Raw genomic sequence first — 24,256 nt, 5'->3', positions numbered from 1 at the left:
GGCTCATCCGAGTTGCTTTCCGAGGTCCATCAGGGCTGCTGCGGTGGCGCTGAGCGGGTAGCGGGCCGCATTGGCCCGGCCGGCGGTCCGCAGGGCGGCCAGCAGGGTGGGCGAGGTCCGTAGCCGTTCCAGGTCGCGGGCGAGGGTGGTGGTGTCGGTGAAGTCGGTGGCCAGGGCGGAGTTGCCGAGGGCCTCGCGCAGGCCGGGCACGGGCTGGTAAAGGACGGGCAGGCCGCACGCCTGGGCTTCGAGGGCGACCAGGCCCATGGCCTCCAGGGTGGTGGAGGGCATGGCGAGGGCGTCGTGCTCGGCGAACGCCTTCCAGAGCTGGGGGCGGCTCAGCCAGCCGAGGTAGCGGGCCTGGACGGCCTGGCGGAGTGCGGGTTGGAGTGTGTTGAACTCCGCGCGCGGGGCGGCGATGCTCAGCTCAATCCCCTTCGCTACGGAGAGCGCCTTGATGAGGACGTCGCCGCCCTTCTCCGCGGTGAGCCGCCCGGCGTATAGCAGTCGCAGGTGCTGGCCGGGGGCTCGCTTGACCGGCGTCGGCACGGCGTCGATCAAGTGGTTGGGGATGCCCCAGGGGATGTGGTGGATCTTGCTCAGGTCGGTCTGGGGCGCGAGGCGGACCAGGTGGTCGGCCATGGCGGTGGTGGGGGCCACGATCGCGTCGGCGAGGCGGGCGCTCTCGCGCAGGACCCGTAGTTGGTCGCGGTGGGTCTGGGCGAACAGCAGGTCGGTGCCGTGGACCAGGGCGATGCGCGGGTGCTGGGGCAGGGCCCGCATCAGGGCCGGGGTGGCGCCGAACGCCAGGTGCTGAAGGTGCAGCACCCCGATCTGCTCCGGGTCCAAGGCGTGGGCGAGGGCCCGGCGGAGGGCGGCGACGTAGCGGCGGAAGGCGGGGCCCTCCAAGGTCTTGCCAGAGACGGCCAGCAGTTCGAGCCCCGGCGGGACGGTGGGACGGCGGCCGGTGGGCTGGAGCATGAAGGCGCGGGCGGGGATGAGCGGGTCCTCGCCGGTGTACAGGTCGCGGAAGAGTTCGACGCTGCCGCCGGGGCTGCCGAAGGGCAGGTCGAGGCAGGTCGCCACCAGGGGCCGGTCGGTTCGGGGGAAGGTCACGTGGTGCCTCCGGGGATCTCCTCGTATAGGCGGGAGATGTCGATGCCGTCGGTGGCGGTGTACTTGAGGCCGAGCTGCTGGTAGCTGGCCGGGGCGCCGAAGGTCTGAAGGAAGATCAGCTTGCCGAAGGTCATGCCGGGGTAGACCCGCACGGGCCGGGCGGCGCGGATCTCCAGGGTCCAGCGGATCGCGTGGCCGGCGTGGCCGAGCGGGGCGGAGACGTGGACCCAGATGCCGAGCGCCCCGGTGGTGCGGTCGCCGTTGAGCATCTGCGCGTACCGCTCGGAGCCGGTGTGCTCCAGCGTCGCCCCGAGGTACAGCACGCCGGGGCGGAGGACGAGGCCGTCGGCGGGGATGGTGGTCTCGGTGAAGGTTGTGGGCTGGGCGGCGTCGAGGTCGCCTTCGCAGACCCGTAAGGTCTCGCCGAGGCGCCAGTCGTAGGCGTTGGGCGAGATCCGGGCTGGGTCGAAGGGGTCGATGGTGATCTCGCCCGCCTTGACGGCAGCGGCGATGGCGGAGCCGGTGAGGATCATCAGGCCACTGCCCCGGCTCCGGCCTGGTCGCGCCAGTAGCCGGAGGGCTGCGGGCCGAGCGCCGCTTGGTACTTGCCGCTGTAGAGGTCGACCGGGCCGACCGAGACGAAGAACATGATCTGGCCGATCTTCATGCCCGGGTAGACCCGCAGCGGTCGGGTCGGGGCGAGCATCAGGGTCCACTGGCCGTGGAAGCCGATGTCGCCGATGGGGGCGGTGATCTCCACGAACAGGCCGAGCCTGCCCACGGAGGAGCGGCCGAACAGCAGGGGGACGAAGGTGTCGGAGCCGACCTCCTCGACGGTGTGTCCGAGGTAGAGCTCCCCCGGCTGCAGGACGAACCCGCCCTCGCCGATCTCGACTTCCCGGGTGGGGTTGGGGCGGTGGGCGTCGATGATCTCTTCGGTGTAGGTCAGCAGGGTGGGGCCGAGGCGGACGTTGTAGCTGTTGGGGTTGACCTGGCCGGGTTCGAAGGGGGCGATGCGGAGGCGGCCGTCGCGGACGGCGGTGGTGATCTCCGGTCCGGTGAGGATCACTCGGCTTCTCCTACGACACTCGGGGGGTGGGTGAGGGCGTGCCGGACGGCCTGGCCGAGGGGAAGCCCGCTCCTGCTGGCGTGCCCGGCCATGAACGTCTCGGCGAGGTAGTCGGTGGTCAGCACGCTGCGGACGCCGGGCCAGGGCGGAGCGGGAGCCACCACCAGCGGCCCGGCGCGTTCCGTCAGGTGGGCCAGCAGTGCGGGCAGGTCCCGGGCGGCGGCCTCGGGCAGGTCGGCGTGGACGAGCCGGTTTCCGAAGGGCTCGATGGTCATCAGGTCCTCGAGCCGCAGCACCTCTCCGACAGGCGCGGGCCGCAGGGCGGTCTCGTTGAGGATCACGGCCGTGCCATCCAGGCCCGTGTGGAGCCTGGAGACGACGGATTCCAGCAGCTCGCGGCGGTCGGGCACCGTGTTCCGCCAGCGCTCGGCGACGGGCCCGAGCGGGTCGGTCAGCTGGTCCTTGAGCGTCTCGATCTCCTCGCCGATGTCCGCCAGGTCGGCCGGGAGCCGGTCCGCGGTGGGGAAGCGGCTGGTGCGGGCGGTCCAGCCGGAGCCGGCCGGTTCGGCGGCCGCGTACCCGGCCCCGTGCTCGGGGCCCTTGACGACGAGGGTGCTGGCGACCGGCTCGGGCCCGTAGTGGTCGCTGTGGCAGTGCCCGGCGAAGACGATGTCCAGGAACGGGCACTCGGCGGCCAGCTCCAGGTCCTGTTCGAAGCCGGAGTGGGAGAGCAGGACCCAGGTGTCCACCTCGTGGTGGTGGGCCAGCAGCTTGCGCAGAGCCTGCACCGGGTCGGTGGCGCGGTGGCCGGAGCGCTGGCCGAGCGGGATCGCGCTGAACGCCTGCGGACTGATGACGGCGGTGACCGCCACCCTCCGGCCGCCGATCTCCGCCAGGTGCAGCGGGTGGAACAGCGGGCGGCCGCTCGTGTCGATGGCGTTCGCGCAGACCGTCAACTCCCGCAGTCCCGGCTCGAAGTGGTGGCTCCAGCCGTGGTTGCCCGGGGCGAGCACGTCGTACAGCGCGAGCAGGATCTTGCGCTCCACGCTGCCGTGGCCGAGACGGTAGAAGCCGGTGCCCTCGAAGAAGTCCCCGCAGTCCACGATCAGCGACCGCTCGCGCTCGCCGTGCAGGTGGGCGAGCATGCCGGTGGCGTTGGCGAGGTGGGAGTGGACGTCGGTGGTGGCGGTGATCCGCTTCAGCGTCCGCGCGGTCGCCGTCATCGGCTGGCCTCGGTGATGTCGGTGCCGAGTGCGCGGAGCTTGGCGGGCAGGTCGGCGTGGCCGCGCTGGAGCTGGTCGAGGCCGGTGACGGTGGTGGTGCCGTGCGCGGTGAGCCCGGCGATCAGCAGGGCGGTGCCCGTGCGGATGTCGGTGGCCTTCACCGCGGCGCCCGTCAGGTGCTGAGGGCCCGTCAGGCGGCACTTGGTGGGGGACAGTTCCTCGATCCGGGCACCGAGCGCGCGGAGCTGGGGGATCAGGTTGCTGTGTCGGCCGGGGTTGATGGCGTCGGAGAACAGGTGGGTGCCGGGCAGGCCGACGGCGAGAGCTATCAGCGCGGGCTCGAAGTCGGCGTCCAGGCCGCCGGGGGCGAGCGAGGCGGTGGCCGTCAGCGGGTTACCGCTCGGGATGGCACCACCGGGCAGGACCAACGCGCCGAGCTCGGCCAGGGCGGGGATGCCCAGCCAGTTCAGGGCCTCGGCGACCGGGAGGGTGTCCTGGCCCCGGACTCCCTCGATCCGGCCGCTGCCTCCGGTGGCGGCGATCGCGCAGGCCAGGGTCCCGGCCTCGATCTTGTCGCCCGGCACCGACCAGGCGAGCGCGGTGGTCTCGTCCGGGACGGCCGGTGGTTCGATGGTGAGGGTGTCCTCGGTGAGGTCGGCCCGCCACCCGGCCTCGCGCAGGAACTCCAGCATCCCGGTGAACTCCGGGGACAGGTTGGGGTTTCCCAGCAGCAGCCGGTGGCCGCTGACCGTGGCGCGGAGGACGGCCGCCACGCTCGCGCCCCGGGAGCGGAACGGCAGGTCGATCACCACCCGGTCGGGGCCGCCGGGGGTGGCGGTGATCTGGTAGCCGTCGTCATCGACCTCGACCTTGTCGCCGAAGGCGGCGTAGACCTTGAAGTGCTCGTCCATGCCCCGCTCGCCGATCTGGCAGCCGCCGGGCCATGGCAGCCGGGCCGCTCCGCAGGCGGCCAGCAGGGCGGGCACCAGGTAGTAGGAGGCGCGGATGCGGCCGGCGTCGGGCAGTTCGGGCACCGGAAGGCGGCCGTCCACCGGCCCGAGCAACACCGCCCGTGGGTCGGCGACGGGCCTGGCCAGGTGGCAGCCCGAGCGCTGGAGGAGGGCCAGCATCAGCTGGACGTCCGCGCTGTCGGGGACGTTGTCCAAGCGGACCGGGCGGCGGATCGCGGCGGCGGCGGCCAGTAGGGGCAGGGCGGCGTTCTTGGAGCCATCCACCCGGACGGTCCCGGACAACGGACGGCCGGGGCGGGAGGTGACGGCAAGGCCAGGGGCGGAGACGGGGACGAGCGTCATGGAAGCCTCCAGTGCGGTGAGCGGGATCGGAAGGTGGAGTAGTTCGGCTGTGCGCGCGGGCGGACCGGCGGACGAAGGCGCTCCGCCTGGCGGCCAGGCCGGAAGGGACACCGCCTCGGCCTGAGGAGCGCCGGGCGGTGCGGTCACGGCGGTGCCCTGGGGCCGGCGGGTCAGACTGCGGCGAGGGCTTCGCGGGGCAGGGTGCAGGTGATCCGCTTGCCCACCGGGGTGGGATCGACGGTCCAGCCCGGGGCGAGGACGTCGAGGATCCACAGGCCGCGGCCGGTCTCGGAGCGGGCGTTGTCCGGCGGTGCCGTCTCCCGGCCGGGCATCACGGACGGAGCCGGATCGTGGACCTGCACCAGAACCTGCTCGTCCGCAACGGCCACCAGGACGACCACCGGCGCCCACGGGCCGCACAGCCGCACCACGTTGGCGACCAGCTCGCTGGCCACCAGCCGGGCGTCGTCGGCGACAGCTTCGGAGGCCCCGAACGAGGCCACTGTCTTGAAGACCCGCGCGCGCATCTCGCGGACGTGCTCGGGGCTCACGCTCATGTGCAGCGCGAATCCGTTCTGGCGGGGCATCAGGAAGAAGCCACACAGGGCCACTTCGGGTTCGTGTCGGGGGCGGACTCGGTCTTCGTGCATGGCGTGCTCCCCAGTCGGCAGAGCAAGCCCCGGGCGTGGATGTGTGGGGGCTCGCGAAAGGGTTCGGCAGGCACGTCGGCGTCGGGGCACACGGGGCCCCCGGCAGTCGGCGCGAGGCGGGCAGCGGCATATGACACGAAGCGCGACCAAGAGGTCACGATCCGCCACCGAGAGTCAGCATGCCCGCAGGGTCTGCCATTGGGCAATATGCCCAAGCGAAATTCCCTCAGATCGGTTGTCCTCCGGCTCCGGCGGGGTGGAGACTTGCGCCATGGCGAAGAGGAACCCGGCCCCGCAGTCCGTGTACCGCCGTCAGCTCGCGTCCAGGCTCAGGGAGTTGAGGGACGCCAAGGAGCTGAAGCTGACCGAGGTCGCGGCCATCGTGGAGGTCAACCAGAGCTCGCTCAGCCGGATCGAGAACGGCGAACGCGGCACTACTCCAATCCTGGTAAAGGCTCTGCTGGACTGCTACGGGGTCATCGACCCGGTCGAGCGTGAGGACATCCTCGACCTGGTCCGCGCCGACCAGGCCCAGCGCCAGCACTGGTGGAAGAAGTACTCCGCGGTGATCAACACCACCCAGTACGGCGGCTACCTGGCGCTGGAGTCCAGTGCGACGAGCTTCCGCTCGTACGAGCCGCAGCTGCTGCCGGGCCTGTTGCAGACCGCCGACTACGCGCGGCAGGTCATCACCGAGATGCGGGTGGACCTGACGGCCAAGCAGGTCGACGCCCTGGTGACGGTGCGGATGGAGCGTCAGGAGAAGGTACTCGGCCGCGAGGACGCGCCGAAGCTGTGGGCGGTGATCGACGAGGCGGCCATACGGCGGATCGAGGGCTCGCCAGCCGTCCTGAAGGGCCAGTTGGAGCACCTGCTGGCCATCGAGCCCAGCCCGAACCTCACCATTCAACTCCTGCCGTTCGCAGCCGGCTTCCACCCGGGCCTCTACGGGTCGTTCATTCTCATGCGCTTCCCCGCGCCCAACCCGGACGTGGTGTGGGTGGAGAATCTGACCAACTCGGTGTATTTCGAGGGATCTGAGGATGTGGAGCGCTACACCGAGGTCTTCGACCACCTGCGTGCCCGTGCCCTCGGCCCACCCGAGACCCGCGACCAGATCAACAAGATCCTCAAGGAGCCGTAAGTGAGCACCACCAAGCCCAACCCCTCCGAGCTGGACTTCTCCGGTATCACTTGGGAGAAGAGCCCGGACAGCGGGGGCAACGACAACTGCGTGGAGTTCGGTGTGGTCGGCGACTTCATCGCGATCCGGGACTCCAAGCGGCCGGAGCAGACTCCGCACGTCTACACCCGCGGTGAGATCCGGGCCATGCTCTCGGGCGCGAAGTCCGGAGCCTTCGACCACCTGGCCTGACGGCGGTACGGGCTGCTCAGGGCAGCCAATCAACGAAGTGGCGGCCGGCCCCAGCGTTAGTGGGGCCGGCCGCCTTCGCCATCATCCCAGACCGCTCTGTCGGCAGTCGGCAACGACCATCGCAAGGGCGGCTGACGCCCCTGCGGCCACGGGGCACCTGGGCAGGGGGTGTTCACCTGCCCAGGTGCATCGCGCTGCGTTCACCGATGTCGAGCACCTGGTAGACACCAGGCTGGATCTCCCGGGACTCGGCCCGGATCCAGCGCGCGACGGCGGGCGGCCAGATCGTCGTCTCCGACCACACGAGGCTGGCCAGTGTCGACGGCTCACCCAATGCCAGGTTCGACAAGTCGCTCCCGCGGGCGTCGAGTTCAACTCTCCTCAGCAAGTGCACCAGAAGCCGCCCCGCATCCCGGGCCTGGTCCTGTTCGGCGAAGAGCCGGTCTGACTTGGCCAAGGCCGCGTCCACGTTCAGCGATCGCATCTCGCGCTGGGTGTCGCGAGCTTGGCCCAAGACGCTCGTGAAGGCCCGCAACTGCTGCAGGACCGCGCCCAGAGCGGGGAGACGGTCGAGGAGCCCCCGGGCGCGGAACCGCAGGGACATGTCGATCGCGGACGTCCACGGACCTTCAAGGTCTCCGCGGGTCAGAAGATCAGCGAGATCGGGCAACTCGTCCAACGGGCCGAGCGGGCCCGGCGACCTGACAGCGTCCAACGCCTCGGTCGCGGAACGCGCCAGAGCTCGCAGGCCGATGACCGTGATGACGTCAGCTCCCGTCACGTCGTCCGGATCTGCGGCCTGCCCGGGGCCCGAGGGTGCATCCATGATGGCCAGCAAGACCTTCGTGGGGTCCGCCACGGACTCGGCCTCGCCAAGAAGTTCGGCCGACGCGCCGGCCAGCAGAGCGTCCAGCTCGTCGTCGTCCAGCCAACGGTCAGGTGTACTCATTCCGCTCTCCCCCTCCTGTCCGCATCCCGTTGCGCGCTCAGTTCGTGCCGCAGGACAGCTCGAGCCTTCTTCAGCAGATCGCGGGCCTTTTGATCCGACACCCCGATGGCACGGGCGGTCTCGACCGAGCTGAACCCGTCCAGGTGGAAGGCCATGACGACCCGCGTGTTCTCCTCCAGCGCGCCGAGCGCGGCGAGCACAGCCATCGTCTGGTCGGTCAGCTCGGCGTGGCCGGGGCCCGGCTCGCACAGCTCCGGCAGCTCAACTCCCGCAGCCACGGCCACCTGGTGGCGGGCCATGGCGGGCGGCCTCGACCAGGCCCTGCGGGCTACCGTCCGGACCCAGGAGCGTCGTTGGGAGTCCTGGGTGGGGAACTCACCGTCGCGCAATCGCTCCCACGCTGCCACGAACGCCTCGGAGGCGGCATCCTCGGCGTCCGGGAGGCTGGCACCCAGGTACCGCAGGAAGCGGATGACGAGCAGGTGCTCACGCTCGAAGAAGTCGAGGAACTGACCACGCACCCGGGCCATCCTGGCAGCCTCGGAGGCGACGCGCAGGCGTTCGTCCAAGACCGGTGCGGCGAACTGGCGGTCATCGAACTCCACCGGCACCGCCCTTGCGCTGGCCGACCTCGATGACGAGCCCCTGCCGGCCCCGGTCCACGATCAGGCTCCCGGCCGGAAGCGTGCGGGCGTACTCCCGCAGCGACAGCTCCCGGTCACGCTGCCGTCGGCCTCGCAGCTGTAACCACGCCGCCACGCCGGGGGCCGCGAAGCCGCTCACCGCGGTCGCCACCTCGATCAAGATGCCAGGTTCCACTATCTCGTCCCTCCCCTCGCCGGCGCGGGGACCCGTGCCCCGCTCGTACCGGCGCCTACATCGTGTAGGTGGCCGCCGACCACCATGATCGGGAAGGAAACTTCAAGATTCTTTACAGCAGACCTGTCGGCACGCACGGGCCCGGCCGAACCGCGTCCGGCCCGAAGGGCTTGCCTCACTCGGGTGAACGGTCGAGCGGCTACCGCGGTCCGAGCGCGGACCATCTGCTCATGTAGCGCTCGGGATGGTTCATCGCGTGCTGGGTGCGCGGGACGGGACTTCCGCTCTGGTCGAGGACGCAGGCTGCCAGCGGGATGAAGCGCGCGCTGACCAGGCTCATCGCCGTGATCTGCAATGGGGTGTGGAGCCAGTCCGAAATGGCGCGGGCGCCGTCGACCACCACGTCGACGGGCAGGACACTGCCAGCCGCCCGCACGGGGTCTGCGGCAGCGAGGATCGGTGCGGCCATGCGAACGCCGGCCGCCATCACAGGCACGGGCGCCGCGTATCCTCGCTCGCCCTCGCCCGAGCGCCACATGGTGGCCTCGTTCCTCCTGGTCCGTTCCTCGAAGGCCAGCCTGACGTGGGAGTCGAGCCCTGTCACGTTGACGGGGGCTCCGCGCTCGATGCACAGCAGCAGCACCGCGAACAGGTCGTTGGGAGTGAAGTTCTCCGCCGTGCCCCGTTCGCCCGGACGGTTGAGCAGTTGCAGCAGCCAGTTGTGCGCTTCGATTAGGGCCGAGTCCGCGACTGGCACTCTTGGCAGCTCCCGCAGCCGCCGCCCGCACGCCTGCTGTTTCGTTCCGGTGGCGTCGGAGAAGTGGCCGGAGCACTTCCAGTCGGCACCATCAAGGCAGCCCGCCGACCGCAGGCGGTTGCCGCACACGCATCGTTCGACCATGTAGAGGCGGTGTCGGGTGCACGCGACGAACCACGGAAGCATCCATGCCAGCGGCCAGCGCCCGCCGTCCTCGTCGATGCACGCCGGGCAGACCCTGAACCGGGTGGTGCCCAGGATGTAGCCGCGCTGGACGGTGGCCGCCCGGTTCCTCTCCAGCTGGTCGTGCCCCGGGATGTCGGGCAGTCCGGAGGGCCACAGGTGATCGGCCTTCACACCCCACAGGTAGGACTCGAACGTCAGCGCCGTGATCCGCTCCCGGGTCAGGCCGGTGGCGGCCGCGATGATCTCCACCTGCCGGGCCTCCAGGCCCAGGACGGCTCGCCGCAGCCGGAAGACCGCGTCGTGGCCGCCGCTGTCCAAGCCGAGGACCGAGGTCACCGGAGCGAAGTTCGTGTCCAGCACCCGCCCCAGTGCGGCGGCCCAGCTGTGCAGCGACTCATGCTGCAGTGGGACGGGCACAGCCGGCAAGCGCCTGGGCAGCCAGCGCCCGTGTACCACCGCCATACCGCCCTCCCCCTCGCACCGGTCCCCATGCTGACACAGGCGATCAGCGGCGCTGATGCCCCGGCCCGCGCGACTAACACCGAAACGCCGGATGCCGAGCATCAGTCATGAACACGCCGGGAGCCATTGACTGTCAGTAACGGATAGGACAGTCTCGGTGATCGCGGTACATGAAGCCGCACCCTGGGAGGACACGATGGCCATGGAGCCGACCAAGGAACAGCAGGCCGCGCGGGAGGTGTTCGTCTCCGGGCAGGATCTGGCCCTGGTGGCCGGCGCCGGGACGGGCAAGACCTCGACGTTGATGCTGATGGGTTCCGCAACCCGCAAGCGCGGGTTGTACATGGCGTTCAACCGGGCGATCGCGGACGACGCCCGTAAGCGCTTCGGCCGCAATGTGGAGTGCCGCACCTCGCACTCGCTGGCGTTCGAGGCCGTGGGCAGGAACTACGGGCCGCGGCTGGAAGCCTCCGCGCGGATCCCGGCGAAGCAGACCGCCCGGCTGCTCGGCATCACGAGCGACCTGATGGTGAACGGCACGAAGATCAAGGTCAACCACCAGGCACGACTGGTGATGGGCATGCTCCGGCGGTTCTGCTACACCGTCGACCGGCAGGTGATGGCCCGGCACATGGAGCGACTGAACGGCCTGAGCCTGCAGGGGCAGGACTATCTCGCCCGGATTCTGCTGCCGTACGCGGAGAAGGCGTGGGAGGACGTCCAGTCCCTCGACGGCAGACTGCGGTTCGAGCACGACTTCTACATGAAGATGTGGGCGATGAGCGAGCCGGTGCTGCCCGCCGACTTCGTTCTGCTGGACGAGGCCCAGGACACCAATCCGGTGCTGGAGGAGGTCTTCCTCAACCAGCCCGCCCAGCGGATCTGCGTCGGCGACCCCGCTCAGCAGATCTACGCCTGGCGGTCGGCGAAGGACGTGATGACCGGCTTCCCCGCCGACCACCTCCACCTGACGCAGTCGTTCCGCTTCGGCCCGAGGATCGCCGAGCAGGCCAACCGCTGGCTGCGGCACGCGGACTCCGACATGCGCCTGACCGGCTCCGGACCGGCCGACTCGCGCATCGGGCCGCTGAGTGAGCCGGACGCGGTGCTGTGCCGGGGCAACGCGGACGCGATGCAGGAGGTCATGGCCTACCTGGAGCGCGGAGTCCCCGTGGCGCTGGCCGGCGGCGGCAGCGCGCTGGATCGAATCGCGAACGCGGCCCTGGAACTCCAGGCCGGACGGCGCACCAGCCACCCGGAGCTGTTCCTGTTCAACTCCTGGGAGGAGGTGCAGGAGTACGTCGAGCAGGACAAGGCCGGACAGGACCTGAAGGCGATCGTCCAACTGGTCGACGACCACGGCCCTGAAGTGATCCTCAAGGCGGTGGGGCAGTTGAGCCCGGAGGGCGATGCCAGGGTCACCGTCTCCACCGTGCACAAGGCCAAGGGCCGCGAGTGGAACACCGTGCGCATCGGCGACGGATTCGCCGCCCCGCCGGTGACGGAGGAAGGCCGGCAGCTGCCCATGCGGCAGGACGAGGCGCGGTTGATCTACGTCGCCGTCACCCGCGCGCGCCACCAGCTCGATGTCCGCGGGATCTCCTGGGCGGGCGGCTATGAGAAGGCTCTCTCGCACGAGGAGAAGAACGGCACAATCGGCGGTGTGCCGATGATCGACCTGAGTCTGACCGGCCAGCTTCGCTACTCGACCTCACCGATGTCCCGATTCATGGCCGAACACCTGCCCGGCAGCGGCGCGGTGGTGGTCGACTACCAGCGGCGCATCGCCGCCCTGCCCTACCCGGTGCAGCCCATCGACGTGCAGCACCCCGACTGGTCCGCGCTCGGGCACGCCATCGACTACCGGCTGCGGCTGTTCCTTGGCCGCCCGCTGGGTGCGGCCGTCACTCTCGGCATCCACGCTGCCGGCTCCAACCAGCCGCTATCTGGGGCGCCCGCCTCCAGTGCCCGCGCGGCCCTGCACGCTGCCGGGCAGGAACTGCTGGCCGGGGTGGACGCCTACCTTGCCCAGCCGGGCCTGCTGGGCGAGGACGAGCTGAGCCGGCTGTGCTTCGTCGCCGCGCACTTCGAAGACGTCTTCCGCAGCGGCCAGTTCCGCCGGAACAACCCCCTGCTGGGTGCCACCGGCGCCACGAAGCTCGGCCAGTTGTGCGCCGGCGTTCCGGCGTATGTGGCCGAGGACCTTCACCGGCAGATGGACCTGGCCCAGGGCCCGTTCGCGGACTTCCGGGCGCTTCCGCCCGAGGCTCGAGTCTGCGGCCCGAGCTTCGCCGGCAGCGCGGACATCGGGGGCGCCGACGCCGACTTCATCCTGGGTGGACTGCTACTCGACTGCAAGGCCACCACTCGCCCGCAGCGGCTCGGCCGGGACGAGATCTACCAGCTCGCCGGCTACCTCCTGCTCGACTACGACGACCGCTACCAGATCGACCGGGTTGGCCTGTATCTCTCCCGTCAGGGCCACCTGGTCACCTGGGGCGTGGACGAGTTCCTCGCACGCCTGGGCGCCAGCGCCAAGCTGCCTCGACTGAGGGAGCGGCTGCGGCAGCACCTGCGGGCCTGCGCTCGCCCCTCACCGGCCTGACGGCCAAGGCGGCCGACGCTCCACGGAGCGGGTCGCGGGCCGCCCGCCGAGACGGCGGCTCCTGGCAAGATCACTCAGTTGTGAACGCCGACCATCCGCTCATGTTTCCCTCCGGCCTGTACGCCATGTAGGGCGTACGCGGCACTCTGGCTCCGTCCGGGCTCAGGACGGCCGCGGCCAGCGGGATGTAGCGGTCTCCTACCAGGCTCATGGCAGTCCACTGCGGGTCATTGTGCAGCCAGTCCGAGATGGCCCTGACACCCGAGGCGCTGACGACGTCCACCGGCAACACCTTCCGTGCCTCCTCCAGCGGATCGTCAGCGACCAGGATCGGCACGGCCATCCGGAGGCCGGCGGCCATCACCCGCACATCCGGCGAGTAACCGCGCTGTCCACCCCTCATACCCCGCCACATCCTGGCCTCTCTCGCTCGCGCGTGCGCGTCGAAGGCTTCACGCATAGACGGATCAAGCCCGGTCACGTTTCTCAGGAAGCCCCGCTCGGTACACAGCAGCAGCACCGCGAAGAGGTCGTCCGGCGTGATCCCCTCAGCAGTGCCCCGCTCGCCGGCGGGCTTGAGCAGCTGCAGCAGCCACGTGTGGGCCTCGGCCAGCGCTACGTCCGAGATCTCCTCCGAAGGAAGTCGCCGCAAAAGCCGTCCACACGTCACATTCGGCCGGTCCATTGGCCGCTGACGGCACATCCAGTCTCGTCCGCTTGCACCGCCGGAGGATCGGACCGGACCGCCGCACTCGCAGGTCTCCAGCAGGAAGCGAAGGTGGCGCGGGCAGATGACGAACCACGGAAGCAACCAGGCCAGCGGCCAGCGCCCGCCGTCCTCGTCGATGCAGCTCGGGCACACCTTGAACCGTGCCTGCGAAACAACGTGACCTTTGCGAATCGCCTTGACTCGGATCTGCTCGTGGAACTCCGTGCCTCTGCTCGGCCGTTCCGGCAGACGAGGTGGCAAGGGACGGGCATCCCGGAACCCGGAGAGGTACGACGCGCAGGTCATACGGCTGATCCGGCCCTCTGAGAGACCCGTGGCTGCCGCGATCCTGCCGCGATCAGACCGGCTGAGGCCCCGTACCGCTGAATGCAGCGCGCCGGTGGGATTGGAGGGGACCCCCGGCCACCCCAGGGCGGCCATCACCGATCCGACGCTCGTCTCGTGCAGCCTCGCCAGTGCCCCGATCCAGCTGTGAAGCGACTCAGCCTCAAGTGGTACCGGAACCGCAGGTAGCCGCCGTAGCTGCGACCACGCCCGAGCTGCCATGCCACCCTCCCGCCGAACTGGAGTAGATGGTGGCACAAACGATCAAACAGCCGGGCGGAGGCCCTCCGACGCCATCATCCGCGCCGAACTACAGCTACTTCCCGACAGCAGGCGACTGAACGATTGAGCGCGCCACTGAACGGTCACTGAACTATTCACCGCGCTACTGAACGATTGAATGCCGCCCGACACCCGCCCTCGTGGCCGGTGTTCAGCGCGGCGAGCAGGTCGACCACCTCGGCGCCGCGAACCTCGCCCACCACCAGCCGGTCAGGCCGCATCCGCAGCGCCTGCCGGACCAGGTCCCGGAGGATGAGCTCGCCCAGCCCTTCCTGGTTGGGCGGACGGCTCTGCAGCCGGACCACATGGGGATGGTCGGGTCTGAGCTCGGAGGAGTCCTCGACCAGGACGATCCGTTCCTCGGCGCCCACCAGGCCGAGCAGCGCCGCGAGCAGCGTGGTCTTCCCGGTGCCGGTGCCACCGCTGATCAGCAGGGAGAACTTGGCCCGGACGATCCGGGCGAGCAGCTCGGCGCCTCCCGGCGGCAGCGAGCCGCACCCCACCAGCTCGGCGAGGTTGAACGGGCGGGACCGGCTGGTCCGCAGCGAGATGTGGGTGCAGCCGGCCGTGATCGGCGGGATCACGGCGTGCAGCCTGGTGCCGTCGGGCAACCGGGCGTCCACCCACGGCCGGGCGTCGTCCAGCCGCCGCCCGGCCGCCGAGGCCAGCCGGTGGGCGAGGCGTCGCACCGAGTCCGCGTCCGGGAAGCTGACGTTCGCCACCCGTTCCAGCCCGGCACCGCGGTCCACCCAGACCTCGTCGGGCGCGTTGACCAGGACATCGGTCACCTCGGGCTGGCGGAGCAGGTGGTCGAGCGGCCCCGCACCCACCAGTTCGGCCCGCAGCAGGCGAACCGTGTCGAGCACGTCACCACCACCGAGGGGCCCTCTCGCCGAGCGGAGCGCGGCGGCCACCGAGCCCGCGGTCGGGGCGGCTCCCGTCTCTGCGAGCCGCAGCCGCACGGCGTCGACCAGCGCGGCCGACCGGTCCGGATCCGTCGCCGCTGTGCCGACGGAGGACCGAGGTGCACCGGCACGCACCACGAGGGGACTGCTGGCCGGACGCCGAGCGGTGGCACCGTCGACAGCCGCCCGTCCGGGACCGGCACCGCCTTCCGCCACGACGGCGCGGAGCCGTTCAGCATCCGGCGCTTCGCTCTCCGGTCGTTCCGGCTCGACCGCGCCGCGCCGAGGTGCCGGCAATGCCTCACCGACTCGCGTCGACGCTGCGTCGTCGACCCCGCCGTGCGGTTCCGTCGGCGCCGGGCCGGACGGGGCCGGGCCGGCCGGTGCACTGCACGGGACGCTCGGCGACCGGACCTGCTCCTTACGGGCCGGGGGACGGACCCGGGCCACCGCGGAGCCTCGCCACGACGCGCCCGGCTCCCGGCGGCGGCCGCTGTTCCGCAGGCCGGGCCTACGCAGACGATCGGTCATTGGGCACCTCCTCCGGCCGCCGCCAGCGGCGGCATGGCCTCGTCCAGGAAACTGCTGCAGAAGCGGGCCAGTGGCCCGCGCTCACGACTACCCGGTGGTGCTCCTCGCTCGACATCGACCGACAGGCCCGGCTCCCGGAGGAGTTCACCGGCGAGCCGGAGGCGCAGCCCGCGGGCGATCTCCGTGCTGGCCAGCCCGACCGGTCCGGGCACCCGCACGACCGCCCTCAGGTCGGCCAGCCGCATCCGAGCGGCCGCGGCAACCCGGTCGGCTGCGGCCATCGCCCGCAGTTCGGCCGGGACCACCAGCAGGCCGGTGTCGGCCTGCTCGAGTGCTTGGCCCGCAGCGGCGTCCAGGTGCCGCGGAAGGTCGAGGACGACCAGGCCCCCACGCCGTCGGGCGGCGGCGACAACGCTGCGCATCGCTTCGGGCGGGATGGTGAGCAGGTCGCTGCGGTCCCAGGAGAGCGTGGTCAGACGGTGGGGTGCCGGGAGTGCGCCGGCCAGCTCGGTGCCGCTGACCCGCCCGCGTGAACCGGCCAGGTCGGGCCAGCGAAGCCCTGCGACGTGCTCCGCGCCGAGCAGGACGTCCAGGCCTCCGCCGAGCGGGTCGGCGTCGATGAGCATGGTCTGACGGCCCGTCCGGGCCGCGGTGACGGCGAGCGCGCAGGCGAGGGTGGACGCTCCGGCCCCGCCTCGACCACCGAGCACGGCGACGGTCAGGGCGGGCAGCTCGATCCCCTCGGCCGCATCGGCGATCCGGTCCAGCAGCCAGGCCTGCGCGTCCGGCAGGAACAACACGTGCTCGGCGCCGAGTTGGACGCCGCGGACCCAGACCGACCCGTCGTCGAGGTCCAGCCCGAGAAGCAGCACGCCGGGCCGCCGACCGAGGCCGGCGCAGCGCTCGGCAAGGTCGTCGCCGACCAGTACCAGCGGGGCGCTCTCCCAGAGCGAGCGCGGTGGCGGGGCGCCCGAGAGCACCTGGGGGTCGGCGCCGGCCGCGACGCAGAGCCGGACCAGGTGGTCGGCCAGGGCCTCGTCCGCGGTGAGGATGAGCGGGCCGGTCGGCGCCGGCCGCTCGGCGGGTTCGTGCTCGGTGGTGGGTGTCGACATGGCCGTCTCCCCCGATGAGGTGCGGTGCGCTGCCGGGGCCGCGGGCGCGGCTCCGGGGACGTGCCGGTGGACCTCGGCCGGCCCTAGCCGGGAGGTCTGGCACCTCGGTCCGGGCACCACGGTGCGGGGTGGGACGGATTCCGTCAGCCCCCTTGCGAATCCCTGTGGACAAGTCGGGGTTGTGGATAACTTTGTTCACTCGACAGGGGGGTATTGCGGCGTGGAATTGACGCGCAAGGCGGGTTGGAGATCAATCTCGACAACCCAGAGGCAGCAAATACGCCAGAGAATTCGATCACTCAGCGTGAGGTCTCGGCCGCGTTCGGCCCGCGCCGGAGATGACCGGCCACGATCGGTGAGGGCGTTCCCGCACACTCCCCGCCGGCCACCAACTGACCCGCCACATGGCCCCGGACGTGCGACGACCCCCGCCGGGGGGGAGAGCGGGGGTCGTCTATCCACGATCCGGCTCGGGGGGGAGGAGCCGGACCGGGTTAGCACGGTCGCGAACGATCCGTGACTTCAATGGTGTACCCGACCGGCCAGAAACACAAACCCGCGCGCCCGCGAGTACGCCGAATGGCGGGGTCCTCGGGCAGGACCTCTATCCTCGGTTCCCGTGGACACCACCGAGAACGCCGACATCGCCGACCAGGGCGGGAACACCCCGCCGGGACCCGCGAACCGTTCCGCGTCGGAAGGCGCCGGGACCGCGGGCGGGCGCCGCCCCTACGGCGCGCCGCGCACCGCGGCCTTCTTCGACCTCGACAAAACGATCATTGCGAAGTCGAGCGCGCTGGCCTTCAGCCGCCCGTTCTACCAGGGCGGCCTGATCAATCGTCGCGCCGTCCTGAAGAGCGCGTACGCCCAGTTCGTCTTCCTGCTCGGCGGCGCCGATCACGACCAGATGGAGAAGCTGCGCGCCTACCTCTCCACCCTCACCAAGGGCTGGAACGTGCAGCAGGTCCGCGAGATCGTGGCGGAGACCCTGCACACCCTGATCGACCCGATCATCTACGACGAGGCGGCATCGCTGATCGAGCAGCACCACGCTGCCGGCCGGGACGTGGTGATCGTCAGCAGCTCCGGCTCCGAGGTGGTCGAGCCGATCGGAGCGCTGCTCGGGGCCGACCACGTGATCGCGACCAGGCTGCAGATCGAGGACGGCCGCTACACGGGCGAGATCGACTACTACGCCTACGCCGAGAACAAGGCCGAGTCGATCCGCGCGCTGGCCGAGTCGGAGGGCTACGACCTCCCCAACTGCTATGCGTACAGCGACTCGTCGACCGACCTCCCGATGCTGGAAGCGGTCGGCCACCCCTCCGCGGTCAACCCTGACCGCGCCCTGCGCAAGGAGGCGGTGGCCCGCGAGTGGCCGGTGCTGGTCTTCAGCCGCCCGGTCGAGCTGCGCCGCAGGCTGCCCGAATTCCGCGCTCCCAGCCGGTCGGTGGTGGCGACGGTCGCGATCGGCACCGCGCTGCTGACCGCGGGCGTGCTCTGGTACGCGGCCCGGCGCCGCAAGTCCGACTCGTGAGCCGGGGCTGACGGAAGACGGCCTGAAGGGCGAGCCGGCGGGGACTGTGGCCTGGAGGGCGCCGTCCCCGCTCCGCCATACCGCCGAAACGGACAAAACGCAAAAGCTTCCCGTTTCGGGTTCCCCTTTCACCCGAAGCGCGATACAAAGGACTTAACGGCCCGCGAGACCCGGTCAGGACCCTACGAGGTCGCTCCGACAACGCAATTCAGGCCCCACGGACCGCGTACGGATGGCTGAGCACCCACATGCAGCCGACCCGCTGTCGGGCCGCCGCACCAGGTGAACGGGCAGGATCCCCGCCTGATGGGCACTTTCCGGTGCATGCTTGGTAACCCGGCATCCGTGCCAGCGGCGGCACCCGGTCCGATCAGGTGCCGCCGCAACCCTGTGTACGGGCCGAGCCGCCGGCTCAGACCATCCCGCGCTGCATCGCCTCGCACACCGCGGTGCTCTCGCGCACCCCGAGCCGAAGCGCCGCGCCGCAGTGCGCGATCCACCGGGCCATGCCCTCCGGCGTCCCGCCCAGGTAACCCAGCAGGGCCTGCCGGTAGGCGGCGGTGCCGAGTTCCGCGAAGCCGACCTCTGCGGGGCAGATCGCTTTCGGGTCCAGGCCCTCCGCGATCAGCACGATCCGCTGCGCGGCCCGGGCGATGACGCCGTTGTACGCGCCGAACGGCCGCAGCGCCAGCAGTTCGCCGTGCACCACCGCGGAGACCACGAGAGCGGGGGTCCCGCCGACGGCACCCTCCGTGCGCCCGACCAGCAACTGGGACAGCTGATCGAGCCTGGCCGCGACCTCCGCCGCCGGGGGCGCGGGCGGAAGCTCTTGGACAGTGCCTTCGACCGGAGCCGCGGTGGCGCCCACCCCTTCGGCGGCAGCCAGATCCGCCGGGATGGCCGGACCGGCCGGCTCACCGGCCTGGCGGGGCCGGCCCGCCGACGGGTCGGCGTCGCCGACCGCCAGCAGGTGCAGCCGGGCCAGCACCTGCAGCGGCGAGTGGCGCCAGATGCTGAGCAGCTGACCGGCCTCGGCAGAGATCCGCAGCGCGGCGCCGACGGTCCGGGCCTCGGGATCGGCGCTGAAGTCGCTGCGCCGGCGGACCTCCTCGAGCGGCCAGTCCGCACCGTCCAGCGCAGCCGAAGCACGGGCGCCACGGAGCGCGGCCTCCGAGGTCACCTCGGGGGCCCGGCGGCGCATCACCCGGTGCCCGTAGAGGCGGTCCACGGCCTTGCGCACCTCGGCCACGGCTTCGGGCACCCCGGGGAGATCGGCCAGCGGGGCGAGGGGATCAGTTCCAGTGCTCACCTACCCGAGAGTAATGACCCACCCGACCATCGCGACACAGCAACCCCGCCATCACCCGTTCGAGGCAATCCGTGGTTCCTGTGTGTATTGCACCCTCACCCCCGGCTAGCATGGCGCTATCGGTGACGATAACGATTTCCAACAGCCTTCCAGCCTGCGGCCCCGGCCCCAGCCCGCTGGAACGAGACCCGGAGTCCCAGATGAAGATCGCCTTCGTCGGCAAGGGCGGCAGCGGGAAGACCACGCTGTCCGCACTGTTCATCCGCCACCTCGCCGCCGCCGGGCGCCCGGTCATCGCCGTCGACGCCGACATCAACCAACACCTGGGCCCTGCCCTCGGGCTGACCGATGACCAGGCCGCCGCACTGCCCTCGCTCGGCGCGCACCTGCCGCAGATCAAGGAGTATCTGCGCGGCAGCAATCCGCTGATCGGATCGGCCGAGGAAATGATCAAAACTACGCCCCCCGGCCGGGGTTCACGCCTGCTGCGGATCGTCGAGGAGAATCCGGTGTACGCGGCCTGCGCCCGGCCGATCGCCCTCGACGAGGGCTCGGTCCGGCTGCTGGCCACCGGCGCCTTCACCGAGGAGGACCTCGGGGTCGCCTGCTACCACTCCAAGGTCGGCGCGGTGGAGCTCCTGCTCAACCACCTGCTCGACGGCCGGGACGAGTACGTGGTGACGGACATGACCGCCGGCTCGGACTCGTTCGCCTCCGGCCTCTTCACCCGCTTCGACCTGACCTTCCTGGTGGCCGAGCCAACCCGCAAGGGCATTTCGGTGTACCGCCAGTACCGGGAGTACGCACGGGACTTCGGCGTCCGGCTGCACGTGGTGGGCAACAAGGTCCAGAACCAGGAAGACCTGGCCTTCCTGCGGCGCGAGGTCGGCGACGACCTGCTCACGGCGTTCGGGCAGTCGGACTGGGTGCGGCGCCTGGAGCGCGGCGAGGAGCCCGCACTGAAGAGCCTGGAGCCGGCGAACCGCGCGGTGCTGGACCACCTCAGGTCCGAGGCGGAGTCCACGTACGAGCTGCGCGATCCGCGCCGGTACACCGCCCAGGCCGTCCACTTCCACCTGCGCAACGCGGAGAGCTGGGGCAACGCCAAGGTCGGCATCGACCTCGCCGGCCAGGTGGACGAGGACTTCGTGCTGCCCGCACCGGGGGTCGGCGCCGGCGCCGAGGCGCACGCCTGACTTACTCCCGCACGTCCCACGGCCGGCAGCAGCTCCGATCCGGGAGCGCCTGCCGGCCGTTGTGCGCACCGGCCGTCACCGCCGAGTTCCCGGCCCGCCCCACCTGCACTCATAGGGGTGAAAGCCGGAGGCCGACCTTCCGTTCAGTTGTACGCTGTGCAAAGGTTTCATTACTCTCAGTTTACCGTTCCTTGATGGTCGCGGGCCGCCCACGGAGACTCACACCGCTGCGCCCAAGCCATCCCGCCGTACCGTCGCGACCCACGACAGCCACTCCGACCCCGAGCAGTACGCCGGACCTGACTGCGTTCGTTCCCCCGGACAGACGGGAAGACCATGACCCTGGACATCTCCAGCGCTCCCACCCCTTCGGACACCACCGATCACGCCCCGCCCACCGGGCCTGCCGGGCCGACGCCCGACGGCTCGCGTCTGCGGCTCCTGCTGCACGACGTACCGGCCTCCCTCGCGGTCTTCCTGATCGCCGTCCCGTTCTCGCTCGGCATCGCGCTCGCCACCGGTGCGCCGCTCACCGCCGGACTGGTGTCCGCCGCCGTCGGCGGACTGGTGGTCGGCCTGCTCGGCGGCACACCGCTCCAGGTGAGCGGCCCCTCGGCCGCGCTCACCGTGATCACCGCCGGTCTGATCGCGCAGTACGGCTGGCAGGTCGCCTGCGCCGTCACCGTCGCGGCCGGCCTGCTCCAACTGCTGCTCGGGGTGGCCCGGGCCGCCCGGGCCGCGCTGGCGGTCTCCCCCGCGATCGTGCACGGCATGCTGGCCGGCGTCGGCCTGGCCATCGCACTCGCCCAGCTGCACGTCGTACTCGGCGGCTCCCCGCAGAGCTCCGCGCTGGCCAACCTGATCGCGCTCCCCGACCAGCTGGCAGGCCCCCATCTGCCCGCCCTCGCGGTCGGCGCGGTGGCCATCGCCGTGCTGTACGGCTGGCCGAGGCTGGGCCGGCTCCCCGGCCGGTACGGACGGGTGGGCGCCCGGCTGGCCAAGCTCCCGGCCGCGCTGATCGCCGTCGGGGCCGCCACCGGCCTGTCCATCGCCGCCGACCTGCGGCTGGCCCGGGTCGAGCTGCCGGAGTGGGACCACCACGCGCTCGCGTCCCTGCCGTCCGGCGACCTGCTCGCCGGGCACTGGCCGAAGCTGCTCGCCACCGTCCTGACGGTCACCGCGGTGGCCAGCGTGGAGTCCCTGCTGTCCTCGGTCGCGGTCGACCGGATGTCGCACCGCACCGGCGACCTCAACCGCGAGCTGCGCGGCCAGGGCGCCGCCAACCTGGTCTCCGGCCTGCTCGGCGGCCTGCCGGTGGCCGGCGGTGCCGTCCGCAGCACCGCCAACGTCCAGGCCGGGGCCGCCACCCGGATGTCCTCCGTCCTGCACGGCTGCTGGGTACTGCTGGCCGCGGTGGCGCTGACCGGCGGGCTGCGCCGGATCCCCCTGGCCGCACTCGCCGCGCTGGTGCTGGTGGTGGGCATCCAGATGGTCAGCTTCGCCCACATCCGCCGGGTGCACCGGCACCGGGAGTTCCCGGTCTACCTGGTCACCGTGCTCGGCGTGGTCCTGCTGGACGTACCGCTCGGGGTGGCACTCGGCGGTTCGGTGGCCATGCTGCTCGCGCTCTACCGGCTGACCAGGGCCCACGTCGACGTACTGGTGGACGACGACGGGGCGCACACCGTCCGCACCCACGGCCCGCTGACCTTCGCGGCCGTGCCCAAGCTCAGCCGGGCACTGGCCAGGATCCCGGCCGGCGCGCAGGTCACCCTCCGCCACGACGGCTCCTTCCTGGACCACGCCGCCTACGAGGCCATGCACACCTGGCGAGCCGGCCACCAGGCGACGGGCGGTCGCGTGGCGATACTGACGGACCGCCAGGAGGACGACATCCTCGACCCGGACGGCACCGTGCGCCCCGGCAACTCCACAGGCCCGCACCGGTGCCGGGCCTGGACGCCGTGGGTCGGCCACCACTCCATCGAGCAGGGCAACACCGATCCGCACGGCCGACTGCTGGACGGGGTGCGCGGATTCCAGCAGCACACCGCCCCACTGGTACGCCAGGAACTCGCCCGGCTGGCCAGGGACGGCCAGACACCCTCGGAGCTCTTCCTGACCTGCGCCGACTCCCGCATGGTGACCAGCATGATCACCAGCAGCGGCCCGGGCGACCTGTTCACCGTGCGCAACGTCGGCAACCTGGTGCCCGCTCCGCACGAGCCCGGCGCGTCCGACGACTCCGTGGCAGCCGCGGTGCAGTACGCGGTCGAGGTGCTGGAGGTCGCCTCGATCACGGTGTGCGGCCACTCCGGCTGCGGGGCGATGAAGGCCCTTTTGGACGGCGTGCACGAGCAGCCGGGCCCGCCCACGGCGCTGACCCGCTGGCTGCGCAACGGGCGCGGCTCGCTCGCCAGACTCCGCCGGGTCCCGGCCGAGTTCGAGGGCCGTCCGGCCACCGATGTGGTCGAGCAGCTCTGCATCACCAACGTGGTGCAGCAGTTGGACCAGCTGTTGGCCAACCCGGCGGTCGAGCGCCGCGTGGCCGACGGCACCCTGCGGCTGGTGGGGATGTACTTCGACTTCGCCACCGCGCAGGCCTACGTGCTGGACCGGGCGACCGGCCGGTTCGCCCCGGTGTCACCCGAACACACGGGCCGGCCCGGCGATGGCCGCACGGACCAGGAGCTGGCCGCCTAGGCATCCAGGCAGCCCCGGACGGCGCCAGCCCACCCCCACCCACCGGTCGCGGTCGGAACACCCGCCCCGACCGCAACCGGTGGCCCGGGGTTCAGGAGACGCGACCGGTCAGCCGGTTCGCCAGATCGGCCGGGGTGACGTAGCCGGACCACCGGCCGTCCCGGAAGAGCCGGACCCCGGCGTCGTGGTAGCACTGGTCGACCAGTTGGGAGCAGATCATGTGCTTGGTCGAGGCCACATACCCCTTGATGAGCGGGCCGACGGGCAGATGGAAACGGTGTGCCGCGAGCGCCGCGTAGTCCGCGAAGCTGTACGGGACACCCTGGTAGCCGAGCGCCGCGGCGACGACGGCGCCGCGCTGCTCGTCGGTGAGCGGCACGATGCCGGTGGACCAGAGCATCGGATGGTCCCGGTAGACCGAGGCCGGCCGGAGTTCCGCGCCGCCGGGCTGCGCCTCGACCAGGTGGTCGTCGTCGACGAGGACGAAGGCGTGCTCGAAGTCGAGGAAGCCGTCCCCGTTCAGCCACTGGCCGATTCGGATCAGCCGACCGACCCCGCCGTCCATGCGGACGACCGCGAAATCGCCGGGCCGGGGAAGAAGGGGGAGTGCAGGAGTTTCGGGCATGGCTGGACCCCCGTAGGAAGGAGGGGTGCGCTGACATGCGAGCCGCGCCCACGCCGGCGGGCCCGCTCCGCTCCGCGAAGGTCCTGACCACCTGGGGAGGTACCGTCAGTGGAGTACCGAACGGGGTCGCCGTCAAGCCCTACGACAGGCCGAAGTTCGGATCGGATCCCCTCCGGCCGGCGAGGCGCCGCCCACTCGCGACCGCGCCCGATCCGCGCCCCGCCCAGCCCTCGCCCAGCCCTCGAACCAAAGGTCTACACCAATTCTCGGGAGCCCCTTGTCAACAGACACGTTCTCCTGGTGAGCTGTGCGCTGGGACACAAGGGACAATCCCTGCGCACGGGATCACCCCGACAGAATTGAACTCGATGAGGAGCACGCGTTGAGCAACGAGAGTCTGGCGAACCTGCTCAAGGAGGACCGCCGGTTCGCGCCGCCGGCGGAGCTCGCCGCGGCCGCGAACGTGACCGCCGCCGCG

Annotated in this window: 20 protein-coding genes and 1 pseudogene; 6 read left to right on the top strand and 15 right to left on the bottom strand. The window is 71.3% G+C overall.

Annotation, left to right across the window (positions count from 1 at the left end; all coding sequences use genetic code 11):
- Window positions 1-3 precede the first annotated feature (3 nt).
- From ABT014_RS25525 to ABT014_RS25500, 6 genes are all read right to left on the bottom strand, one after another.
- Window positions 4-1,116: a glycosyltransferase family 4 protein gene (locus tag ABT014_RS25525; protein WP_350641512.1), complete on the bottom strand. Its 1,113-nt coding sequence runs from the start codon at window positions 1,114-1,116 to the stop codon at window positions 4-6.
- On the bottom strand, window positions 1,113-1,649 hold the full coding sequence (locus ABT014_RS25520) for a dCTP deaminase (RefSeq protein WP_350641510.1): 537 nt from the start codon (window positions 1,647-1,649) through the stop codon (window positions 1,113-1,115). The genes ABT014_RS25525 and ABT014_RS25520 overlap by 4 nt, the downstream gene beginning before the upstream one ends.
- Window positions 1,649-2,185 carry a dCTP deaminase gene (dcd, locus tag ABT014_RS25515; RefSeq protein WP_350641508.1) on the bottom strand — a complete coding sequence of 179 codons (537 nt, stop codon included), beginning with the start codon at window positions 2,183-2,185 and terminating at the stop codon, window positions 1,649-1,651. Before dcd ends, ABT014_RS25520 begins: the two co-directional genes overlap by 1 nt.
- Window positions 2,182-3,408, bottom strand: a complete 1,227-nt coding sequence (locus tag ABT014_RS25510; RefSeq protein ID WP_350641506.1) for a metallophosphoesterase — start codon at window positions 3,406-3,408, stop codon at window positions 2,182-2,184. The genes dcd and ABT014_RS25510 overlap by 4 nt, the downstream gene beginning before the upstream one ends.
- Entirely contained in the window at window positions 3,405-4,721 is a 1,317-nt protein-coding gene (locus tag ABT014_RS25505) for a carboxyvinyltransferase (protein ID WP_350641505.1), read from the bottom strand. Before ABT014_RS25505 ends, ABT014_RS25510 begins: the two co-directional genes overlap by 4 nt.
- Window positions 4,722-4,891: 170 nt before the next feature.
- The gene (locus tag ABT014_RS25500; RefSeq protein WP_350641503.1) at window positions 4,892-5,308 is read right to left on the bottom strand and encodes an ATP-binding protein; all 417 of its coding nucleotides are present in this window, start codon (window positions 5,306-5,308) and stop codon (window positions 4,892-4,894) included.
- A 334-nt stretch (window positions 5,309-5,642) separates the two neighbouring features.
- Here ABT014_RS25500 and ABT014_RS25495 point away from each other — a divergent pair, with 334 nt between their 5' ends.
- Together ABT014_RS25495 and ABT014_RS25490 are read left to right on the top strand one after the other, a co-directional pair.
- Complete coding sequence (locus ABT014_RS25495) at window positions 5,643-6,515, top strand: helix-turn-helix domain-containing protein (RefSeq protein ID WP_350641501.1); 873 nt, start codon at window positions 5,643-5,645, stop codon at window positions 6,513-6,515.
- Window positions 6,516-6,746, top strand: coding sequence for a DUF397 domain-containing protein (locus ABT014_RS25490; protein ID WP_350641499.1), 231 nt, complete (start codon window positions 6,516-6,518; stop codon window positions 6,744-6,746).
- A gap of 172 nt (window positions 6,747-6,918) precedes the next feature.
- Here ABT014_RS25490 and ABT014_RS25485 read toward each other — a convergent pair whose 3' ends face one another.
- From ABT014_RS25485 to ABT014_RS25470, 4 genes are all read right to left on the bottom strand, one after another.
- Window positions 6,919-7,695, bottom strand: coding sequence for a hypothetical protein (locus tag ABT014_RS25485; RefSeq protein WP_350641497.1), 777 nt, complete (start codon window positions 7,693-7,695; stop codon window positions 6,919-6,921).
- A complete protein-coding gene (locus ABT014_RS25480; RefSeq protein ID WP_350641495.1) occupies window positions 7,692-8,300 on the bottom strand; it encodes a sigma-70 family RNA polymerase sigma factor in 609 nt (202 codons plus the stop codon). Before ABT014_RS25480 ends, ABT014_RS25485 begins: the two co-directional genes overlap by 4 nt.
- Window positions 8,287-8,499, bottom strand: coding sequence for a hypothetical protein (locus ABT014_RS25475; RefSeq protein WP_350641494.1), 213 nt, complete (start codon window positions 8,497-8,499; stop codon window positions 8,287-8,289). Before ABT014_RS25475 ends, ABT014_RS25480 begins: the two co-directional genes overlap by 14 nt.
- Window positions 8,500-8,713: 214 nt before the next feature.
- Entirely contained in the window at window positions 8,714-9,919 is a 1,206-nt protein-coding gene (locus ABT014_RS25470; RefSeq protein ID WP_350641492.1) for a TniQ family protein, read from the bottom strand.
- A 157-nt stretch (window positions 9,920-10,076) separates the two neighbouring features.
- On the opposite strand from ABT014_RS25470, the gene ABT014_RS25465 reads away from it, so the two are divergent.
- Window positions 10,077-12,524 carry a UvrD-helicase domain-containing protein gene (locus tag ABT014_RS25465; protein ID WP_350641490.1) on the top strand — a complete coding sequence of 816 codons (2,448 nt, stop codon included), beginning with the start codon at window positions 10,077-10,079 and terminating at the stop codon, window positions 12,522-12,524.
- Between the two features lie 70 nt (window positions 12,525-12,594).
- Here ABT014_RS25465 and ABT014_RS25460 read toward each other — a convergent pair whose 3' ends face one another.
- From ABT014_RS25460 to ssd, 3 genes and pseudogenes are all read right to left on the bottom strand, one after another.
- Window positions 12,595-13,800: a TniQ family protein gene (locus ABT014_RS25460; RefSeq protein ID WP_350641488.1), complete on the bottom strand. Its 1,206-nt coding sequence runs from the start codon at window positions 13,798-13,800 to the stop codon at window positions 12,595-12,597.
- A 188-nt stretch (window positions 13,801-13,988) separates the two neighbouring features.
- Window positions 13,989-14,900: pseudogene (locus ABT014_RS25455) on the bottom strand (TadA family conjugal transfer-associated ATPase); the annotation flags it as partial.
- 392 nt (window positions 14,901-15,292) lie between these two features.
- A complete protein-coding gene (gene ssd, locus ABT014_RS25450; protein WP_350641486.1) occupies window positions 15,293-16,408 on the bottom strand; it encodes a septum site-determining protein Ssd in 1,116 nt (371 codons plus the stop codon).
- A gap of 619 nt (window positions 16,409-17,027) precedes the next feature.
- On the opposite strand from ssd, the gene ABT014_RS25445 reads away from it, so the two are divergent.
- Window positions 17,028-17,945, top strand: coding sequence for an HAD family hydrolase (locus ABT014_RS25445; RefSeq protein WP_350641484.1), 918 nt, complete (start codon window positions 17,028-17,030; stop codon window positions 17,943-17,945).
- Window positions 17,946-18,357: 412 nt separating this feature from the next.
- Here the strand turns inward: ABT014_RS25445 and ABT014_RS25440 are convergent, their stop codons facing one another.
- Window positions 18,358-19,254 (bottom strand): Fic family protein, encoded by an 897-nt coding sequence (locus tag ABT014_RS25440; protein ID WP_350641482.1) that lies wholly within the window; start codon window positions 19,252-19,254, stop codon window positions 18,358-18,360.
- Window positions 19,255-19,454: 200 nt separating this feature from the next.
- On the opposite strand from ABT014_RS25440, the gene ABT014_RS25435 reads away from it, so the two are divergent.
- Window positions 19,455-20,450, top strand: coding sequence for an ATP-binding protein (locus tag ABT014_RS25435; RefSeq protein WP_350641581.1), 996 nt, complete (start codon window positions 19,455-19,457; stop codon window positions 20,448-20,450).
- 336 nt (window positions 20,451-20,786) lie between these two features.
- Window positions 20,787-23,153, top strand: a complete 2,367-nt coding sequence (locus ABT014_RS25430) for a SulP family inorganic anion transporter (protein ID WP_350641481.1) — start codon at window positions 20,787-20,789, stop codon at window positions 23,151-23,153.
- A gap of 91 nt (window positions 23,154-23,244) precedes the next feature.
- On the opposite strand, the gene ABT014_RS25425 is transcribed toward ABT014_RS25430, so the two are convergent.
- Complete coding sequence (locus tag ABT014_RS25425) at window positions 23,245-23,718, bottom strand: hypothetical protein (protein WP_350641479.1); 474 nt, start codon at window positions 23,716-23,718, stop codon at window positions 23,245-23,247.
- Window positions 23,719-24,256: the final 538 nt, after the last annotated feature.

The organism is Kitasatospora sp. NPDC094015, assembly GCF_040304075.1.
Taxonomy (GTDB): domain Bacteria; phylum Actinomycetota; class Actinomycetes; order Streptomycetales; family Streptomycetaceae; genus Kitasatospora.
This window is presented reverse-complemented; position numbering and strand designations above follow the sequence as displayed.

Coding starts and splice junctions, on each gene's coding strand:
- ABT014_RS25505 (WP_350641505.1), bottom strand. CDS start 4,721: ATGACGCTCGTCCCCGTCTCCGCCCCTGGCCTTGCCGTCACCTCCCGC.
- ssd (WP_350641486.1), bottom strand. CDS start 16,408: ATGTCGACACCCACCACCGAGCACGAACCCGCCGAGCGGCCGGCGCCG.
- ABT014_RS25500 (WP_350641503.1), bottom strand. CDS start 5,308: ATGCCCCGCCAGAACGGATTCGCGCTGCACATGAGCGTGAGCCCCGAG.
- ABT014_RS25485 (WP_350641497.1), bottom strand. CDS start 7,695: ATGAGTACACCTGACCGTTGGCTGGACGACGACGAGCTGGACGCTCTG.
- ABT014_RS25470 (WP_350641492.1), bottom strand. CDS start 9,919: ATGGCGGTGGTACACGGGCGCTGGCTGCCCAGGCGCTTGCCGGCTGTG.
- ABT014_RS25460 (WP_350641488.1), bottom strand. CDS start 13,800: ATGGCAGCTCGGGCGTGGTCGCAGCTACGGCGGCTACCTGCGGTTCCG.
- ABT014_RS25520 (WP_350641510.1), bottom strand. CDS start 1,649: ATGATCCTCACCGGCTCCGCCATCGCCGCTGCCGTCAAGGCGGGCGAG.
- ABT014_RS25510 (WP_350641506.1), bottom strand. CDS start 3,408: ATGACGGCGACCGCGCGGACGCTGAAGCGGATCACCGCCACCACCGAC.
- ABT014_RS25435 (WP_350641581.1), top strand. CDS start 19,455: ATGAAGATCGCCTTCGTCGGCAAGGGCGGCAGCGGGAAGACCACGCTG.
- ABT014_RS25495 (WP_350641501.1), top strand. CDS start 5,643: ATGGCGAAGAGGAACCCGGCCCCGCAGTCCGTGTACCGCCGTCAGCTC.
- ABT014_RS25430 (WP_350641481.1), top strand. CDS start 20,787: ATGACCCTGGACATCTCCAGCGCTCCCACCCCTTCGGACACCACCGAT.
- ABT014_RS25425 (WP_350641479.1), bottom strand. CDS start 23,718: ATGGACGGCGGGGTCGGTCGGCTGATCCGAATCGGCCAGTGGCTGAAC.